17 protein-coding genes and 1 tRNA gene are annotated in these 19,146 nt (G+C 56.8%); 11 read left to right on the plus strand and 7 right to left on the minus strand.

The window, feature by feature from the left end; genetic code table 11:
- Nucleotides 1-275 precede the first annotated feature (275 nt).
- On the plus strand, nt 276-872 hold the full coding sequence (locus ABD890_RS21515; protein ID WP_345094431.1) for a hypothetical protein: 597 nt from the start codon (nt 276-278) through the stop codon (nt 870-872).
- Nucleotides 873-875: 3 nt separating this feature from the next.
- Here ABD890_RS21515 and hemG read toward each other — a convergent pair whose 3' ends face one another.
- Nucleotides 876-2,321 carry a protoporphyrinogen oxidase gene (gene hemG / locus ABD890_RS21520; RefSeq protein WP_345094433.1) on the minus strand — a complete coding sequence of 482 codons (1,446 nt, stop codon included), beginning with the start codon at nt 2,319-2,321 and terminating at the stop codon, nt 876-878.
- A 166-nt stretch (nt 2,322-2,487) separates the two neighbouring features.
- Here hemG and fhcD point away from each other — a divergent pair, with 166 nt between their 5' ends.
- Nucleotides 2,488-3,372 (plus strand): formylmethanofuran--tetrahydromethanopterin N-formyltransferase, encoded by an 885-nt coding sequence (gene fhcD, locus ABD890_RS21525; RefSeq protein ID WP_345094435.1) that lies wholly within the window; start codon nt 2,488-2,490, stop codon nt 3,370-3,372.
- Between the two features lie 122 nt (nt 3,373-3,494).
- On the opposite strand, the gene ABD890_RS21530 is transcribed toward fhcD, so the two are convergent.
- The gene (locus tag ABD890_RS21530; RefSeq protein WP_345094437.1) at nt 3,495-4,028 is read right to left on the minus strand and encodes a helix-turn-helix domain-containing protein; all 534 of its coding nucleotides are present in this window, start codon (nt 4,026-4,028) and stop codon (nt 3,495-3,497) included.
- Between the two features lie 528 nt (nt 4,029-4,556).
- Nucleotides 4,557-5,180: a glycosyltransferase family 2 protein gene (locus ABD890_RS21535; protein WP_345094439.1), complete on the minus strand. Its 624-nt coding sequence runs from the start codon at nt 5,178-5,180 to the stop codon at nt 4,557-4,559.
- A gap of 321 nt (nt 5,181-5,501) precedes the next feature.
- Here ABD890_RS21535 and hisI point away from each other — a divergent pair, with 321 nt between their 5' ends.
- From hisI to ABD890_RS21555, 4 genes are all read left to right on the plus strand, one after another.
- The gene (gene hisI / locus ABD890_RS21540) at nt 5,502-5,891 is read left to right on the plus strand and encodes a phosphoribosyl-AMP cyclohydrolase (RefSeq protein WP_345094442.1); all 390 of its coding nucleotides are present in this window, start codon (nt 5,502-5,504) and stop codon (nt 5,889-5,891) included.
- A gap of 26 nt (nt 5,892-5,917) precedes the next feature.
- Nucleotides 5,918-6,382: a RidA family protein gene (locus ABD890_RS21545; protein WP_345094444.1), complete on the plus strand. Its 465-nt coding sequence runs from the start codon at nt 5,918-5,920 to the stop codon at nt 6,380-6,382.
- Between the two features lie 104 nt (nt 6,383-6,486).
- A protein-coding gene (gene prfB, locus ABD890_RS21550) for a peptide chain release factor 2 (protein WP_345094446.1) occupies nt 6,487-7,597 on the plus strand; the annotation gives its coding sequence in 2 pieces (ribosomal slippage) (nt 6,487-6,555 and nt 6,557-7,597; 1,110 coding nt in all).
- Between the two features lie 36 nt (nt 7,598-7,633).
- On the plus strand, nt 7,634-8,227 hold the full coding sequence (locus ABD890_RS21555) for a hypothetical protein (protein WP_345094448.1): 594 nt from the start codon (nt 7,634-7,636) through the stop codon (nt 8,225-8,227).
- Between the two features lies 1 nt (nt 8,228).
- Here the strand turns inward: ABD890_RS21555 and ABD890_RS21560 are convergent, their stop codons facing one another.
- Entirely contained in the window at nt 8,229-9,884 is a 1,656-nt protein-coding gene (locus tag ABD890_RS21560) for a diguanylate cyclase (RefSeq protein WP_345094450.1), read from the minus strand.
- A 325-nt stretch (nt 9,885-10,209) separates the two neighbouring features.
- Here ABD890_RS21560 and ABD890_RS21565 point away from each other — a divergent pair, with 325 nt between their 5' ends.
- The 3 genes from ABD890_RS21565 (at nt 10,210) to ABD890_RS21575 (ending at nt 15,273) form a co-directional block, all read left to right on the plus strand.
- Complete coding sequence (locus ABD890_RS21565) at nt 10,210-12,018, plus strand: hypothetical protein (RefSeq protein WP_345094452.1); 1,809 nt, start codon at nt 10,210-10,212, stop codon at nt 12,016-12,018.
- A gap of 29 nt (nt 12,019-12,047) precedes the next feature.
- Nucleotides 12,048-13,181: a polysaccharide biosynthesis/export family protein gene (locus ABD890_RS21570; protein ID WP_345094454.1), complete on the plus strand. Its 1,134-nt coding sequence runs from the start codon at nt 12,048-12,050 to the stop codon at nt 13,179-13,181.
- Between the two features lie 103 nt (nt 13,182-13,284).
- Nucleotides 13,285-15,273 carry a redoxin domain-containing protein gene (locus ABD890_RS21575; protein WP_345094456.1) on the plus strand — a complete coding sequence of 663 codons (1,989 nt, stop codon included), beginning with the start codon at nt 13,285-13,287 and terminating at the stop codon, nt 15,271-15,273.
- 17 nt (nt 15,274-15,290) lie between these two features.
- Here ABD890_RS21575 and ABD890_RS21580 read toward each other — a convergent pair whose 3' ends face one another.
- Both ABD890_RS21580 and ABD890_RS21585 read right to left on the minus strand, forming a co-directional pair.
- Entirely contained in the window at nt 15,291-15,731 is a 441-nt protein-coding gene (locus ABD890_RS21580) for a hypothetical protein (RefSeq protein ID WP_345094458.1), read from the minus strand.
- Between the two features lie 295 nt (nt 15,732-16,026).
- Complete coding sequence (locus ABD890_RS21585; RefSeq protein ID WP_345094460.1) at nt 16,027-17,136, minus strand: hypothetical protein; 1,110 nt, start codon at nt 17,134-17,136, stop codon at nt 16,027-16,029.
- A 253-nt stretch (nt 17,137-17,389) separates the two neighbouring features.
- Here ABD890_RS21585 and ABD890_RS21590 point away from each other — a divergent pair.
- Nucleotides 17,390-17,460 (plus strand) — tRNA-Gly (locus ABD890_RS21590).
- 68 nt (nt 17,461-17,528) lie between these two features.
- On the opposite strand, the gene ABD890_RS21595 is transcribed toward ABD890_RS21590, so the two are convergent.
- Nucleotides 17,529-17,906: a hypothetical protein gene (locus ABD890_RS21595; protein WP_345094462.1), complete on the minus strand. Its 378-nt coding sequence runs from the start codon at nt 17,904-17,906 to the stop codon at nt 17,529-17,531.
- 225 nt (nt 17,907-18,131) lie between these two features.
- Between ABD890_RS21595 and ABD890_RS21600 the strand changes: the two genes are divergently transcribed.
- Nucleotides 18,132-19,061, plus strand: a complete 930-nt coding sequence (locus ABD890_RS21600; RefSeq protein ID WP_345094464.1) for a sialate O-acetylesterase — start codon at nt 18,132-18,134, stop codon at nt 19,059-19,061.
- Nucleotides 19,062-19,146 lie beyond the last annotated feature (85 nt).

The raw sequence follows: 19,146 nt of genomic DNA on the forward strand, positions 1-19,146 counted from the left end.
TCGATGACATCGCGATAAGCTCAGCAGAATCTGTTCCCATTACCTACAGCGAACTTCTTCCCGGGGCAGGACACCGCCAGGTGTCGGCAGGAAGTTTGGTTGCACTGCGATCGTAGGCAATGGGAACTTTTTCTCTTTCTTGGCCTCCCCCTTCTGCTGTGGGGAAATTCTGCCTGCCAAATCGGCGTAATCGTTAAAGTCGGCCTGCCAGCATTCCCGATAGAAAGAAACACACAGGACTCGGTTTCTTTCTTCTCGCAGGAAGCGAAAGCGAAATGAACATCACATCCGCCATACCATTGGGCATCGGTGCTGCGTCACTCGCCGCTGGGGCTGCATCGCAGCTTTCTCAGGGTGTGTTTTCGTTGTTCAACGGAACGGAAGCAGAATCAGACGGTGGTTCGACCGACCAAGGTTCCATCGCCAGTTCGACACTGGAAGCGTTCCTTTCGCAAGCAGGTGAACTGGGTGCCCAGAAAGACGAACTGGAACAACAGCTTCAGCGTTCGCTGGAAGAACTGGAAGGGATCCTGCGACGCACCGCCCATCAAGCGGGACAAGAGCTTCCCGATGCATTCCAACTGAGCATTAATGCCGACGGCGAAGTGGCGTTGGACTCGTCCGATCCACTCAGCCAACAAACCGAAAGCTTGCTCAGTCAGTCGGAAGAAGCGCAACGCATTCTGAACCAGATCGCAGCCCAAACGGCCACCATCAAAGCCGCGAGTGAACAAGAGGCATACGCCAAACAGTTCAACGAAGATCCGATCGCGGCGGCCGACGCCTTAGAGAAAGCTCGCAGCAAACAAGCCGAACTCAACGTCACCTTCGTCGGTGGCGAGATCTCTGGCTTCCAGCTTGGTTCGGTCTAGCTTCTAGCGATTGCCCGCCGAAGCTTCCGCATTCGCTGCGGAAAGATACTCGATCACTTTGGTCGCTGCCTGTTCGCCGCTTTGAACACATTGCGGAACGCCTACACCGCGGTACGCATTGCCTGCCAACTCGAAGCCGGGCAATTGGGCCGCTTCGTTTTCCAGTTCCGCCACGCGATCGAGATGCCCGAGGTGATATTGCGGCATCTTCCCCATCCACCGCGTGACCAGAAACTTCTCCGGCTCCCCTTCCAGTCCGATCAAATCGCGAAGCTCGGTCTGGACGATCTCTTTCATCTCGTCGTCGGTCAGGTTCGCCAATTCCGGATGACAGGCCCCACCCACGAAAACGCGAATGATCACTTTGCCATCAGGAGCCCGGCCTGGGAACTTGGCACTCGAAAAGCTCCCGGCGAGGATCTTTCGATTTTCAATCTCTGGCACGACAAACCCGAACCCCGCGACGGGTCGACGAATCTGCTTCTGATCAACCGCCAAAATCGCCACACTGCAGCCGGCGTAAGGAATCGTCTCGAGACCTGCCGCCAACTTCGGAAACTCGGTCAGTACCTTGGCCGCATGAGGAGCCGGCAAGGCCATAACGACGGCGTCGAAAGTTTGCTGCGCGTCGGCTGTCTCAACGATCCATCCTTCAGCGGATTGACGGACCGACTTAACTGGCGTGTTCAAATGGATTGACTGGCCAGCGAGCCGCTCGGTCAATCGCTGGACGATGTCTCCCATGCCATGCTTCGGTGCGACAAACATCGAGTACCGGGCACCACTGTCCCCCTTCTTCGACTCGGCCGCCTCGCGGTTTCGCATCCCTTTAATGAGGCTGCCATGCTTCTTTTCCATTTCGACGAACTGCCGCAGCGTGGCCTGCACGCTGAGTTTCAGCGGATCGGCCGTATAGATCCCACCGATCAAAGGCTGCACCAAACGGTCGTAAACTTCCTGCCCCATTCGCCGGGTTACGAACGACTGAAGCGATTCGTCGGCGGCATCATCACGTTTGGGAACGAAGTATTCCTGAGCGAGCCGCAACTTGCCGCTCCACGAAAGAATAGGAGTCGTCAGGACCGACCACATCTTGCTCGGAGCCATTAACACGAAGCCTTCCGGCACCGGATGCAGTTGGCTCTTACGGACGACGAACGCCTTCCGCAGCGACTCGTTAGTGGGCAATAACTCTTCTTCCATCCCCAGCCGTCGGCACAGGTTTAGGGCGAAAGGAATGTTCGTGATGAAGTTGTCGGCGCTGTTTTCCAGCAGATAACCATCGTCGGTATGGGTCGTTTGCAGCACGCCCCCCAACTTGTCGTCGGCTTCGTACAAATGGATCTCGCAGGACGGATCAAGTTCCTGCAGACGATACGCGGCAGACAGCCCGGAAATACCTCCCCCAATGACGGCAACGCGGCGGGAAGGTGTCGAGGTTTCGCTCATGGAACGTGTGGCTTCATCAAGGCAGGTAGAGGGCGGACTCTATCTATTGTAGATCAGCCGCCCGGATATGGTTACCCATGCTTGGGCTGGGCGGGGTTGGCAGTGCCCTGGTCACGGGGGAAGATAGAGGTTCGATTGGCTCGATCTTTCAACGGGAAACGGCTCTGTGCAACTCGGAAATACGCAAATTGTCGATACGTTCGCCGAAGCGTTCGGGATGGTCTACACGCGTTTGATCATTACCGCTTTCGACGATCACTGGCTGATGGCCGCCGCCAACGAACTGTGTGGCTATGGCAGTAGCGTGATTGCCTGTGATGCGGAAGTTGGGATCGAGCACTTTCTGACTGCCGACCAATCGCCGGATGGCCGGCCGGCGGTTTCGATCCTGGCGTTCGGCTTTTCGGCCGATGCCCTCACCAAAGCGGTCAGCAATCGAGTTGGTCAGTGCGTGATGACCTGTGCTTCGACGGCCGTGTTCGACGGATTGCCAGCCGCGGAGAAACGACTACCGCTCGGTAAATCGCTACGGTACTTTGGCGACGGCTTCCAGAAGAGCAAGGTCGTCGCCGGAACGAGATACTGGCGGATCCCGGTCATGGATGGCGAGTTCTTCTGCGTCGAGTCGCTGGGAATCGAAAAAGGAGTCGCCGGGGGAAACATCATCTTTCAAGCCGTTGACCAGGCAACCGCCCTCACGGCTGCCCGGAAAGCGATCGATGCCTTGGCACCGCAGCCGGAAGTGATCGCTCCCTTCCCGGGCGGCGTGGCACGAAGTGGCAGTAAAGTTGGCTCGCGATATAAGACCTTACGGGCCTCGACTTCCGACACGAACTGCCCAACCTTGCGGGGCCGCGTCGAATCGCAAGTTGTCGAAGGTGCCAACTGCGTGCTCGAAATCGTTTTGGATGGCACCAGCGAAGAAGCAGTCGCCGCCGGCATGAAAACGGCTCTCCATGCCGCCGCGATCGAAGGCATTCTGGCGATCTCAGCCGGAAACTACGGCGGCAAGCTCGGGAAATTCCATTTCCATCTGAAAGATCTGGTTTAACGCTCGACTAGCCGGCAGGTTGGCTTCCATCACGCGATCGCGCATAAAAATGCCCCAAGCCTGAACGGGTCAAGCTTGGGGCACGGGGAAACACTGATCGGGAGAAGCGCGATTGGCGGTGGCTAGTCTCGCAAAGCACTAACGATCGAATCGCACGAAATACGCCGTTCGGCGATCTGGCCCAGGTCGTTCAGCGAACGGCGTTGGCCAACGTTGTTCCACGCATTGATTTCTGCCAATTCTGGCATCAGGTCGGTCAGTTGATCGACCAGCACTTCCGCCAGGATACCGATATTGGCTTCCTGGGTACGCTCCGAGATTGCCTTGACGGTCTTCATGATGCGAACCAGCTTGGCGCGTTCACGAATCGGAGACGAGAGATTGTTTTGTGGCTCTTCCAGTAGATCAGCGATGGGCACGTCTAAGATATCGGCCCACTGCGAAAGTTGAGAAACGAGAAGATCCGAACCGGGCTTCTCTTCTTCGCGGACCTGAGAAGCGGGCATGCCCAACTTCCGAGATGCGGTGCGAAGCGATACACCCTGCTGTTTACGAAGCTCGCGGATGCGATGCAACTTACGAGGGGACTTATTGCCCGTCTCGGAAGGCGCATACGCGTATACCGCGTGGTCCATGGTAAATGGAACCGTTGCCATGAGAAGTCCTCCCTATTCCGGAGACTCAACCGACTGCCGAATGACCTGGGTCGGTAGCAACGAAAAGACGGCACGACAGCAAACACACACCGAAAGCGCGCGGGCACCTAAGGAAAGAGAGTTTGTCGGAATGCTTCTTGTCTGTTCCGTTGTAATCGATCGAAGGCCAATTAGCGTGGGGTGCCTAATCCCGTCTGCTAAGCCTGATGTTTGGAATCTGATGCCGTCCCCGAAAAGAACCAGGACTTCATCGAACTCCGTGAAAAGTGTGCCTGAAAACGCTCCAAGCATCGGAATGATTCCGAAGCTGCCGTTGGGGTCACTTCTCAACCCTTAGGAATGAAAAGATCACCTGGAAGGGAAAATGAGGGATATAGCGCCTGAAACGTCTTGTCGGCACTGGCCGATTCTATCGAATCCATTCCGACGAATCAAGAGTTTGCAATATTTATTGGAAAATAGTTCGCCGCAACTTTGACAGTAAGGGGCAACATCTTGACGAACGGAAAACTCTTCGCAAATTGCCCGTTATTCACCGGTGGCGAAGTCGTGCAAACGGCGGAGGAAGCGTGGCATTTTTAAGCGAGGAGCCGGAGGCTGAACCACTTCGGTAGGCTGCCTGTCTGACCGGGATTCGTATTGCAGTTGTTCCAGTGCCTCGTTCAGTGATTCGAGCTCGCTGATGTCAGCACCCCAGCTGGCCAGGCGACGTAAGAGATCGTCGTTGAGTGGCTGAGGATCATTTGGCAGCACGGGGAAGCCCGGCCGACTGATGGCAGGCTCTGGCTTACGAACCGGCTGGGCGTTGGCTGCATCGATATGCATGGCCCACAGCGAATGGATATCGTCGCTGGTAAGTTGACGTTCTTGATCCTGGATCATCACCACTTCGCCAGAAGCGGCGGCCAGCCCGAGATCGATGGCCGTGGCCTTACCCTGGCGTGGCGTGTAGCGACGCGAGCGGACTTGCGGATATCGGCAAGTGATTTCGTACAGTACTTCTTCGGTACCGTCGGTCGAGCCATCGTCGACGATCATCACCTCGAAATCGTTGGTCAGATCCGAAACGATATCGAGCAAACGCTCTACTTCCCCACCGATGCTCGACTGAACATTGTGAACCGGCATGATAATACTGAGCGACTTTTTCACGACGGAACCTCGTGCATTCTGGGGGAATTATCGAAGGAAGCTGGCGATTGCTAGTCCTTTGCAGCGCGAAAGCGGCCTGACAAACTCAGATTCGGCAATCTGCTTCCAGTGACTACACCGCTAGCGGCTTTGGTCCGGATTTGCGGTGTCTGCGGGCAACACGGAATGCCCCTCGCAAGCCACGTATGACGTTTGACCGGCCCGCCAGGTTGAGGGGGCGTCCGACGTGCGCTCACCCGGTTGCCGATTGCGGCCCAGACGGTCACACTAAACCGAATTGGTTTCCCGATTTCCTGCCCATTTACTAGAGATTCCCCAGCGATGACGATTTCTCTCCCCCGCGAGCCGGACTTCGACAAAGCTGGTGGTTTGGTGCCGGCGATCGCCCAGGATGCTGATAACGGCGATGTCCTGATGATGGCATGGATGAATCGCGAAGCGTTCGCGGAAACGCTGGCCACCGGAAAAGCGGTCTATTTCAGCCGCAGCCGGAACAAGCTGTGGCGGAAGGGCGAAGAGAGCGGACACCAACAAACGGTCCGCCAGATTCTGGTCGACTGCGATGCCGATACCGTGCTGCTGAAAGTCGAGCAAGTTGGAGCGGCCTGTCACGAAGGCTTCCGAACCTGCTTCTTCCGCGAGATCGATTCCAGCGAAACCAAGATTGTCGAAACACGTCTGGTCAACCCAGACGATGTCTATAAGAAGTAAGAACTAATCGAACGAGAGAGCGAGCAATGAGCTTCGACGCAAACCTGGCAGCCCTGAACGTAGAACTTCCACCGGCCCCCAAGGCCATGGGCTTGTACAAGCCAGCCATCACCGTCGGTAACCTGGTTTACCTGTCGGGTCACGGTCCCTTGAGCACCGACGGCACGCTGCAACTGGGTAAGATCGGTCAAGACCTCGATCAGGAACAAGGCTACGCCGCAGCTCGCCAGACCGGCCTGGCCATGCTGGCTACGCTGAAGGCTCACCTTGGCAGCCTCGACAAGATCAAGCGTCTGGTGAAGACCTTTGGCTTGGTCAACTGTGTCGATGGTTTCTCGCAGCAGCCAGCCGTGATCAACGGTTTCAGCGAGCTGATGAAGGAAGTGTTCGGCGAAGATTGTGGCATTGCCGCCCGTAGTGCTGTCGGCGTGAACGCTCTGCCAGCCAACATGTGCGTGGAAGTCGAAGCGATCTTCGAGCTGAACGACTAAGTCGCATCGCATCTCAGGCCAGAGCGTCGCCACGTGCCCCGTTCTGGCCATTTGCTTTTCGATCTCACCCTGTCTTTGATTTGCAAGCCTCTTTCAGGTTTACCATGGAACGCGAGTTTTACGACCGTGCCGAATCAATCCGCCAGCGACTCCTACAGCTAAAGGACTCTCTTTGACTACGCTGCTAAACAGCAACAGTTGAAGAGTATCGAAGAGCGCATGGCCGCTGCCGATTTCTGGGATAACCAGGAACGCGCCCAGGAAACGGTCGGCCAAATGAAGTCGCTTCGCGCACTGGTCGAACCGCTGGATGAATGCCTGGCGGGAATCGAAGACCTGGACGTGATGCTCGAGATGGCCGAAGAAGATGACTCGCTGGCCGCGGAAGTCCCAGGCACGCTCGAGACGCTGGAAACCACGCTTGAAGCGTTGGAATTGAAGGCGTTGCTCGACGGGCCTTACGACAACTGCGGAGCGATCGTCACGATCAATGCTCGCGACGGTGGGACCGACGCCAACGACTGGGCCGAGATGTTGCTGATCATGTATGGCCGCTGGGCGGACCAGAATGAATACAACGTCGAACTACTCGATCGAACCGACAACGAAGAAGCAGGCATCAACAACGCCACGTTCGTCGTTCGCGGTCCGATGGCTTACGGCTACCTCAAAGGGGAAACGGGCATGCATCGCCTCGTGCGAATCAGCCCATTCAATTCGGAAGGGAAACGGCAGACCAGCTTCGCGGCGGTCGACGTCTCTCCTGAAATCCCCGATTCGGAAGAAGTCGACATCGACGAAGAAGATGTGCGAACCGACACCTTCCGGGCCAGCGGTGCCGGCGGTCAGCATGTCAACAAAACCGACAGCGCGATTCGCTTGACGCACATTCCAACCGGGATCGTGGTGCAGTGTCAGCAAGAGCGAAGTCAGCATAAGAACCGGGCCCAGGCCTGGAAGATGCTTCGTTCGCGGCTGGCTCGTGTTGAAGAAGAACGTCGCGAAAACGAGCAAGCCGCCAAGTACAAAACGCAGGCAAAAGTTGGTTTCGGATCGCAGATTCGCAACTACTTCCTGCATCCCGATCAACGCGTGAAAGATGCCCGAACTGGTTTTTACATGGGCAGTTTTCACAGCGTGATGAATGGTGAGATTCAAGGGTTCCTCGATGCCTACTTGCGTTGGCGAGTCGGACAGGAAACTCCAGACAACTAAGCCTTAACGCCCCCTCCATCATCAGGAGCCAGAGACGTGTCTCAAAACCCCGCGGAAGCCAACGAGTATATTGTCGAATCGATTCGTGAAGACGGTGTCGGCTTGTTCGTACATTTCGTCAAGCAGAAAGATCGCTTCGGTCATGTCCTCGCCCTGGTTCAAGGCGAAGAGTGCACGCCGCTGTTCGCTTCGATTGAAGGAACGGACGAAGAAGATTGGCCGGAGAGTCCACCTTATCAAGAGGTGCACATGGAAGATCGAGGCGATTCGAGTGTCGCTTTGCTGGTGGGCAAGGCGGGGCACAGCCACTGGTCTGCCGCGGTCGAACCGACGAGCAAGCCAGGCGGATTGCAGTATGCGGTTGCTTGCCGCATGCAAGATTACCCACGCTGCATGTGCAGCCGATATGGGTCAGTGATGCCAACGCCGGTCGAGCCGAAGCTGGAACGAGATGGGCCTTGGGTCTGGAACGTCAACGGCGTGGAAGTCTGTGTCGAAGTGATCGCCCAGGAACAGTTCCCGACGCCAGAGTTGCCAGCCTCTTCGACCGGTTTCGAGGTGAACGCTTCGCTCGATCACGAACCGTTTCCGAAAACGATTCAGTGGCGTTACCAGATCTGGGTGCGTTAACTTACGCTTCGTAAGATTCGAGGATCGAATCCAAGTGCATCGCTCCGCCACCTTCGCCGACCGATGCCAAAAGTTCGTTCAACAGTTCTTGCATCTGCGAGACCGAACCAATCACCATGGCAGCATGATCGTCTTCCGAAAACTGGTCGACGTCGTCGCTTAACTTACGAGACGCGTCGGCCAACAGCCTGGCGGCCGTCTCGATGCGTTGTGGCGTGCTTACGGGACCTACCCCGCCTCCTTCAACAGGAGCGGACTTCTTCCACACCGAGTTCGCCAGCCAGCGCAAGATGCTTTGTCGGCTGATGATTCCCAGCGTCTTACCATTCTGGCTGATGAACAGCGAACGGATTGAAACGCGGTTGAGAAACTCCCAGACGACCCGTAGGGGAATGTCGGGGGGATAGCAAATCGGATTGCGACGCATGACCTGATCGATCGTCGTCGAATAGGGATCGGGCTGACTGGCGACCGCCAGCAAGTCTTTATCGGAAACCACCCCGACCAGCAGGCCATCTTTGTTGACCACCGGCGCGGAAGGGATGCGATAGGTCAGGAAGAACTGACTGACTTCGATCACGCTCGACTCGGGTGTCACTGAACTGACAACCTGGGTCATCGCATCGGCAGCAATCGCTTCGCCGAAGATTGGATCGACTCGATTGGCTGATTCTGCGGCGGCCTGCTTCAGATCGTTAAAGCAGACGACCTGGTTGCGTCCGCTCCCCTTGGCTTCCAGCAAACATTGGTCGGCAATCTCGACCAAATCCTCTGGATCTTCCATCTCGGCCAACGACTCGGCGATGCCCATACTGATGGTCACATTGACGACGGCAGAGTCGAGGATGATGTCGCGTTCGGACAGTCGCTTTCGTAGCTTCTCGGCCCAAATCGCGGCCTGCTCGGAAGTCGCTTCCGGTAGCAAGGCACAGAACTCTTCCCCACCGTAGCGACAGATGATATCGGAGTCACGCACTGAATCAGCGAACACACGTCCCACTTCTCGGAGTACCTGATCGCCGGCGGCGTGGCCGTGAATGTCGTTGACCCGTTTGAAATAGTCGATGTCGAACAGGACGCATGATAGTGGACGACGATAACGTCGCGCTCGGCCCCATTCCTTTGAGACCAGTTCCTCGAACACACGTCGCGTTGGCAAGCCGGTTAGCAAGTCGCTGTTGGCCAGATGCGTGAGTCGGGTTTCAAGATCAAGGATACGTTGGCCCGCTCGCATACGGGCAATCAGTTCGCCGCGATCAATCGGCTTGGCGAGGAAGTCGTCGGCCCCAGCATTGAGTGCACGGGTCAGATTGTCTCGATGGCCGTGGGAAGTCGCCATCACGATATACATGTAGTGCGAACAGACCACGTGGCGAACGTGACGAATCAGATCGATTCCAGAACCATCGGGCAGTTCCCAGTCGGTCACCAGGAATTTAAATTCGTTACTGGCCTCTTCCAAAATCGATAGTGCTTCGAGGCAGTTCTCGGCCAAGACGACTTCATAGCCTTCACGGCTAAGATATTCGTGCATTAGCGTTCGAATGAGCCGATCATCGTCCACGACCAGGACGCGGCCGTGGGCTGGTTTGTGCTCAATTTGTGGACTATGAATCGTGGTCAATGTGTCGCTCTTCGAATCGGAGACGCCCCTCACAACGCCGGTAAATGATTACCGTTTCCCAAGATTAGAATACGTTTTTTTGCCAAGCGTGACTTACTTACTGGTAAATCCATTTTCCAGGTTCCACCTCTTCTTTTAGCCGCTGGCGTCGCCTCGATCTGGCTGTAACGGTTATCCGGAACGTTCATCTCCTACGGCGTGTATCAGGTATGACATCCAGCCTGCACACGACTGGCTTCGACGAGTCCGGTTTGAGTGATTGCATCGTTTTGGATTGGTCGATTCCGTCTTTAGGAATCGATGTGCCATTCCACGGATCGGAGTGCGCCACATCACGCGAGTCTTCATGGATGGAACGATGGATCGACCTCTGCCCTCAACAACCCAGGTTGGGATTGTGCTGAGTTTGGCGATTGCAATGATCGCCGGATGTGGACGCACACCTGAACTGGCCGATCACGCGCAAACACCGGCTGCCAAGGTCGTTGCCCCGAATCGTTTCCAGGCACCGGACGATGTTCGTCCTATGACCCAGTTGGCTGCTCATCTGGTCATCAGCGAGGCTCACGCAGCTGCCAGCGCGATCGAAAACTCCGACAGCAATCCAACGCGGCTACCCCCGGTCGGGCAAGATCAGAAGCCAACGTCGCTCGAGACGATCCGCTTTCCTATCAGAATCGAAAAGAAACCCTCATCGGAAAACTTGCCGCAACTGGAACCTGTTCCAACTCCGGTAAAAGCCCCCAAAGCAGGATTCAATTCCTTCTACGCGGAACCTCCACTTCCCTCGGCCGCACCCAAGCAACCTGCTTCGATTCCCGTTCAACCCAACCCAGCACCTCAGCCGCAGCGAGCGATCACTCCGGCCGTCGAGGCATCCACTCCGCTGGTTTTGAATGGGCCTGAACTGGAAATGCCTGCGCAGCCAACGCCAGCGGCTAGCCAGCCACGGATGTCGGCGGAAGAGTTCCTTGCCAACTTGCCGCCGCAAGAGCCGCTGCCGGAACCAACCAGCCAGATGCGTGAGATCCCGAACAACACGATTCTGCCGAACTACGTCGGTCCAGCTTCGCCGCAGAAATCGGTCCTGGAGTCTCCTGCTCCGCGACAACCAGGCCCTCGAGCCGATTACGTCAGCCTGGCTCCGCGGCAGGTGGAACTCGCTCCGGCCAATCCGGCGATGCAAGAGATTGTGAATCTCCCGGGTCCACCGATGGATATCCGTTCGCCAACGCAGAACATGCTTCCGATTGGTCCCCAGATGGTGCCATCTCCCCAGCAGCCGACACCATCCATCGATCATGCGATGCTGGCCGTGCGTGGGCGTATGGATTCGCTGGTCAATCATGGTTTGATCCTGGCTCAGCGGGGTGCCTACTTCTCGGCTCGTGCCGAGTTCATTCAGGTGCTGCGTCTCGCTACGCAAACGCTGGATACGGCCGAGAAGTCGCATCGTCACAGCGACGCCCTGGCCGAAGCGATCGTCGCGTTGGAAGAAGCAGGCGACTTCATTCCTTCAGGTGCCCGGCTGGAAGCGAACGTCGACCTGTCGATGGTGGTAAGTTCGCACCGTACGCCGGTGCTGAAGAACCGAGACCTGCAGTTTGAAACCGCGCTGACCGCCGCTCAGCTTTACTTCAACTACGCCCAAGACAAGATGTCGATTGCTTGCGGTGGTGTACCGGAAACAGCGCGGGCCTTGGTCGGACTGGGTCGCATTCAAGAGTACCTTTACAAAACGACCGGCGATAATCGGACGTTGATTGGCCCTCGCTCGATGGCCTTGTTCCAAACCGCTTTGGCCATCGATGGATCGAACTTCGAGGCGGCAAACGAACTAGGGGTCATGCTTGCTCGCTATGGCCAACTGGAAGACGCCAAGCAGGTCTTGCTGCAAGGTGTGAAGTCTTCGCCACGAGCCGAGATCTGGCAAAACCTGGCGTCGGTTCACCAATCATTGGGTGAAGCCGAGATGGCACAACGTGCTTCGACGGAAGCCCAGCTTGCTCGCCAGTTCTCGGAAACCAACGCCGGTCTAGATGCGGTCCGTTGGGTTTCGCCAGAAGAGATGGCCCATCATGGCAAGGGAGACACCGGTCTCAAGCAGGCACCGAGCGGCGAAGCCATCGATCCGATTGCACGACGACAACGCACCACCCCCCGCTAGTCACGATTCACGGTCAAGGATTCGACCCAATGCGTACTTGGATATTCACCCTGAGTGGTCTGCTGATCTTCGCGTTCAGCATGTCGGCCCATGCCCAAAACATTTCGGCCTATCACCAGCCACCTGGCACGAGCGACGTTCTCGTGGGTGTCGACTCGGCCGATCCGACTTGTGAAGGTGAACTTCACTGGAATGCTCGGCGACCGATCCCTTGGCAGGTCTTCGCCCAAGGTGAATACGTCGGCCCCGCGCGAACAGCTCACGTGCCAGAGTATCGCTTGCGTGTCGACGACGAACTCGACTTCATCTTCCGTTTGACTCGCCAGGAAACGACCAGTCCGTATCGTTTGAATGTCGGCGACGAGATCAACATCGAATCGCTTACCGACCCGAACCTGAACCGCAACCTGGTGGTGCAGCCCGACGGCACGATCACCGTGCTGCTGCTGGGTCAGATTCATGCGGCCCGTCGTACGGTCGACGAACTGCGTCAGGCGTTGGATGAGAAGTACAAGAAGTACTACAAGGTGCCTGCCATCACGGTTACTCCGCTGAAGGTGAACACCAAGCTGGAAGACCTGCGAGCTTCGGTCGACAGCCGTGCCGGTGAAGGTGGTCAGCAGCGTCGTAGCCGTGTCACGCCAGAAGGGACGATTCAGCTTCCCGCCATCGGGAACATCCCTGCCCAAGGGATGACCCTGGACGAACTGAAACGCGAAATCGACGAACGCTATGCCCAGCAGATCGAAGGTATCGAAGTCACACCCGTGCTGATCCAGCGAGCGGCTCGGTATGTTTACGTCCTGGGCGAAGTCCCGAACCCAGGCCGCTATGAACTGACCGGTCCGACGACTGCCATTCAAAGCGTGGCGATGGCTGGCGGCTGGAATGTGGGAGCTAACCTGCGAGAAGTGGTCGTCTTCCGCCGTGCCGAAGACTGGCGTCTGGTAGCGACAAAGCTCGACCTGAAGGGGGCCCTCTACGGCAAACGTCCTGCCCCTTCCGATGAAATCTGGATTCGCGATTCCGATATCATCATCGTCCCCAAGAGCCCGATCTTGTGGGCGGATGAATTCATCAACCTGGTCTTCACCCGTGGTATTTATGGGGTCGTTCCCTTCCAAGGGGTGAATATCAGCGTGAACCGCTTGACGACCTTCTAAACGGCTGAAAATTTTAGCTTGGCGAAACCAAAAGCCCTTCGCTACAGTTAGCGAAGTAGGAAATTCTTTTCGCCAAGCCCCGATTTTCATGAGGGTTCCTGCCGTGAACCGCGCCGTTGCTGCCCTTCTGCTCGTATGCTTCTCTGCCGGACCGCTGCTAGCCCGAGAGTCCAAAATCGAGCCACAGCCGATCGGGAAGCAGGTCGCAGGCTTCGAGCTGAAAGACTACCGCGGCAAGACGGTGAGCCTGTCGGACTTTAAAGATAGTCCGGTTGTTGTGCTGGCCTTCATCGGCTGCGAATGCCCGGTTGCCAAGCGCTATACGGTGACGCTGCAACAACTTGCCAACGATTTCCAAGACCAGAAGGTCGCGATTATTGCGGTCGACGCCAACCAGCACGACTCGCTGACCGAGATGGCTGCGTTCGCCAAAACGCACTCTCTGGAGATTCCGTTCCTGAAAGACCTGGCCAATCGACTGGCCGACGAAGTAGGTGCCCGCCGAACGCCTGAGGTGATCTTGCTCGATCAGGCGCGCACGATTCGTTATCGCGGCCGAATCGACGATCACTTCCTGGTCGGCAACGTCCGCGACGCCGCGACCCGCGACGACCTGAAGATCGCCATCAACGAAGTCCTCGCGGGAAAGACAGTCACCGTTCCTGAGACCGATCCGGTAGGTTGCCACATTGGTCGCTTGCTGGAAGCGGACGAGAAGGCCGAGGTGACCTACTCGAACCAGATCGCCCGCATCTTCCAGAACCGCTGCGTCGAGTGCCACCGCGAAGGGCAGATCGCTCCGTTCGCACTGGCCGACTACGAGGAAGTCGTCGGCTGGGCCGAGATGATTGCCGAAGTGGTCGAAGATCAGCGAATGCCTCCCTGGCATGCCGACCCGAGGTATGGCCACTTCGCCAACGATCGTCATCTGTCGGCGGAAGAGAAAGACACGATTCTGAAATGGGTCGAAGCAGGGGCTCCGGAAGGGGACAGCCAGCAGATGCCCCAGCCACGAACCTTCGTCGAAGGGTGGACGCTGCCGACCAAGCCAGACGTGGTGCTGAACGTCACGAGCACCCCTTACCCAGTTCCAGCGGAAGGGGAAGTGGAATACAAGTACGCGGTGGTTGACCCTGGCTTCGACAAAGACATGTGGGTCAAAGCGGCCGAAATTAAGCCAGGCAACCTGCAGGTCGTCCACCACATTCTTTGCTTTGCAGTCTCGCCGGGAGCGCTCAAGAAGGGGATGCTTCCTTCGGAAGGTGGAGCCGGCGGATTCCTGTTTGGTTATGTGCCTGGCATGCTGGCCAAGAGCTATCCGGAAGGTGCCGCCAAAAAGATCCCTGCCGGGTCCCGTCTCGTATTTCAGATTCATTACACGCCGATCGGCTCGCCTCAGGAAGACCTCAGCCAGCTTGGCCTGATCTTCGCCGAAGAGGAGGATGTGAAGTACGAAGTTCGCACAACCAGCGCCGCCAATCGCTGGTTTAAGATCCCTGCCAACGACGGCAACTACCCGGTCTACGCTTCCACCAACGAAGTGAGCAACGACGACACGCGACTGCTCAGCTTCATGCCGCACATGCATCTGCGCGGCAAGTCGTTCCGCTACATCCTGGCAACCGAAGATGGCCAAGAGGAAACGCTGATCGATATTCCTCACTACGACTTCAACTGGCAGACCGCTTACGAACTGGCCGAACCTCGGTCGTTACCGAAGGGCTCGCAGATTCATGCGATCGCCCACTTCGACAACTCGACGGAGAATCTATTCAACCCGGATCCCAAGAAGGATGTCCGCTGGGGTGATCAGACGAAGGATGAAATGATGATCGGGTACTTCGACGTCATCGTGCCGGCCGACGGCGACATCTCGGTTCCCAAGACGCAGCGTCCCAAGATCGACGTCGCCTTGATTCAGTCGCGTGCGAACGACATCTTGAAACGCTTCGATAGCGACAACGACGGCATCATCAAGCGCGCGGAAGTTCCCTTGCGTGGCCAGTTGTTATTCAACCGGATCGACAAGAACGGTGACGGTGAAGTCACTAAGGATGAGCTTCTGGAGTTCGGCCGGAATATGGAGCGATAACGTCGCGACCCAATCGGCTACGAAGGACCGTTCTGCGCAAGGATATGCAGAAAGCGTCCGCCGTTGTCGTACCAGCCATGCCGCGTGAAACGAGTCCACAGCAAGTCGGTCACGACCGATGCCCGGGCACCATCTTCCGATTCCAGTGTCAGGATCACGCGGCGATACGGCAGCGGATCGCGGTGGAAAAAGTCGATTCCGCGCTCGGTGATGTTCTTCCCCACGACCACCGTCGATAGATCGTTCAAAGCCTGACCGGCAGCATCGACTGGGGTCAAATAGATCAAATGGGGGTAGGGATACCGGAAGTCGCGTCGCCGCTCGTTGCTGATCTTCTTCGGTAAGATTCGGCTAATCAGTTGACCTACCGTCGCACGCACCTTGGCTTCACTTGCATCAGAGCAAGTTGGAACCGTGGTGAAAGCGAACTCGGATGCGGACGGTGCGCAACTGGTCATAAGCCTGTGAACCTGGAGTTAATCGCGTAAGAAAAGTGAATCAGACGAGCGGATATCGCATGTCGAACTGTCAAACGGATGAACGTCGGTGGGGCTAGACCGAGTTGGTACCTTCAGCGCGTAAGTTCCTCGAAATGATTGCCCCGGAACTATTCAAAAAAATACGTCATGATTCGTTGATGGCAAATCCTCGTCCCTTGAAAAGGGCCTAGGGCAACCCCACATCGCGGTAAGCCGCGAATCGAGCAGCTCTTGGGGCAGATAGCTGCGGGGAGTCGCAAATGGCTCGGCTCAACTAGCTGGGGAGAAATTGTCGATACTGGCGCCGCAACTGGGCGATCGCCAACGGATCGCTCTCGAGGGCGGTCATCGCCAATCGCAGAATGTTCTTGGCCTGAAGCCATTCGCCCCGGGCCGTCGCGTCCTGGATCCATTGTTCGTAGATAGAACGGGTTGTATAGCGGCTCGGCTCGGAGCCAGGGTACTGCTCAAGCAGTCGCAACGCTTCTTCAAAACGGCCGGTGCGGCACCACTGCTCGATGACGGCATCGACAATCTTCTGTCGGTTTTCGGTCAGTTGTTCGTCGTGCGTTGACTGCGATTCCATTTGCTCCAGGACCTTCAAGGCCTGGTCGCTGTCCCGCTGGCTGACACATGCCACCGCCCAATTGTTCAAGATGGCGGTATGGTTTCGCCGAGCCGCCGCATCGTTGGGATCGAGACGCAAGGCGAACTCGAGCAATTGCATGGCCTGGGCATAGTCTCCGCCGGCAGCCGCGATGCTCGCTTTGTTGTAGGGAATCTTGGCAGCCAGACCGCGTGCTGAAAGCGTTCGAGCCTCGTTTCCTGCGAGAATTGCCGGGGAAGAGTCGCGATCGTGCGGTTCCAACAGGAACCAGGTCGGGCAGGTCGTTTCGATGTCGAGCTCTGGTCGACTCAGCAATCGGCACCAGACGTGGCCGCGAGTTTGCATCGCCACGGTGGGCAAGGCAGACTGCTCGGTCAAAATCTGAAACAAGATCGTCGCCGAGACGCAGTTATAGTCCCCTTCGATCAGGGCTCCGCTCAGTGTGTTTTGATTTTCGTCGTACTTCCCATTCAGCAAACGATCGTGCATCGCTTGAAAGACCCATTCGCCACGCTGCTGCAGAGTGTACTGGCCCCAACGCTGCGGAAGATTGTCTTCCATCCATTTCAAATGGTTGAGCAGTCGCTGCTGAGCTTCCGCCTGGCGATTGCCATCGAGATCGGACTCGGCTGCCCAGGCATAATCGAGAAGGGTTGCCGCACTAGCTCGAATGATGGTGACGTCACGGGCAGGCATTGCCACGCTGATCGTCGTCGCCAAATAAAACAGAATCAACGTCCATAGGACGTGGTCAGATTCCTTCCAAAATCGAGCCATTCCATCACCGACCGGGATTGGGTTATCGGGAGAGTTTTACAAGTGTGCGCGCCGGTGATCTGCACGATGGAAAGCCGTCGAAGTTTTTCTGGTGCTTACCTCTTGCCCAACTGGCAGATGCGGAGAAACCGCTAGAATCGGATGATTCGACTACACAAATCGAGCAATCCGTGGCCAGCCACCGGCTGATTAAATTCGCCAAGGCACATCCTTGCCCAGCGTCAGGGTGGCGTTATATTAGGTGAAGTCCCTCGCGGGTGTAGCTCAATGGTAGAGCCCTTGCTTCCCAAGCAAGTTACGAGGGTTCGATTCCCTTCACCCGCTCTTCATCAAAAAAGCCCACGCTTTCATGGCGTGGGCTTTTTTCGTTTCAAGCTTGATCGATTGGCTGACTATTTCACTTCCAGCATGTAGTCGAAGGTCGTTGGCTTGTCGCCGGTGGGCCACTTCACCGTGATGCTGACTTTGACTTTTCCCTTCTTCGAAGGCAGGACCACCACGCGTTTGTGAGCCGGTCCGAGCAGGGCCGGGCCACCATTGACCCGCTTCAAGTCGTAAAGTGTCGCCGTTGCCGGACCATCGACGGCAATCTCGAATTGCGAGCCAGCGATCCCTTTCGGAGCGATCACGACAACGTCTTCCGTGGTCAGTTCGACCACTTCCTTCGCGTCCAAAGCGCCTTCGATTTCCAAAATGGTCGCGGCTTCAGCACTTGCGACCGTCCAACCTACCAGCAGCGCCAAACTGAACAGGGCAATCCAACGTTTCATTACCATCTCTCCTCGATTTGCGAATAACAGCCTGACTCCCTGGAATTGGGAGCGACTGAACATGTGCTTCAAATCGATGCCCTTCACTCGAAAGGCATCGCTACCCAACGTTACTACAGAAAACGAATGATGGCGGTGTTTTGTTTCGAAGGTCGATTCGGGGTAAGCTGAAAGCGTCTTATCTGGTCCCCGTCTCCCCTCCCCTTCTTCACCATGCGAGCCACTATGTCCTATCGATTTACTGCAGTTATTGGCCTGATCTTCGCCCTGACAGCGGTTGTTTCCCCTTCGACTGTCACCGCAGGCGAACCGGTCGACGTTTATATCCTGTCGGGACAATCGAACATGGCGGGTAGTGGTGCGAAAGTGCAACTGCCGGAAAGCTGGCAAAAGCCGCTCCCCTCGGTGCAGTATTGGGATGGGAAGCAGTTCGTTGAGTTCGCTCCAAATTCCTTGAACCTGAACGGCGGCGGTCGCTTTGGGCCGGAAGTCGGTTTCGCAGGTACCTTTGCCTCGCTGATGCCTGACAAGAAGATTTATGTCGTGAAGTTCGCACTGAGTGGGCAACCATTGCACGCCGGGTTCAACGGAGCGAAGTGGACCGGCGAAACGCCCGGCCCCAACCGGGGAACCTTCTACCCAGGCATCTCGCCTGACGATCCGAACATGGGAAATCACTACAAGCGACTCCGGGATCAGTTCACCAAGGCGTTCGAGGCACTCAAGGCGGATGGCAAAGAACCGCAATTGAAAGGGGTGGCCTGGATGCAAGGCGAAGCGGACGCCAAGCAAGAGGTGTCGGCCACCAAGTACGATCAATCGATCGCGCTGCTGAAGTCTCGGATTGAAGAAGATTGCCAAAGCCAGCCAGTCCCGTTCGTCATGGGAGAAGTGCTACCCAACGTGCCATGGATGGAACGCTTCACGCATCGCAACGAAATCCGGGCCCAGCAAGCAGCCGTCGATATGCGAAGCGGATCGGACCTGGCGATCCGCGGCGTCTGGACGGTGCCGACCGACGGAATGCCGCTGCTAGCAGACACTGTCCATTACGACACCACTGGGCAATTAATGCTGGGGACATCGTTCGCCCTGGGAATGATGGAAGCGGCAAATCAGATGAAAATGCTCGCCGCCAACGACGATCCCGAATAAATCGACTGCTAGCACAGCCCCCGCGGAAATGCGTTCGCCGGCATGACTGATATTGCTGGCAAATCCAAATCGCGGTAGCTTTCTC

Origin of the sequence: Bremerella cremea, assembly GCF_039541315.1 — a bacterium.
GTDB classification, from domain to species: Bacteria; Planctomycetota; Planctomycetia; order Pirellulales; family Pirellulaceae; genus Bremerella; species Bremerella cremea.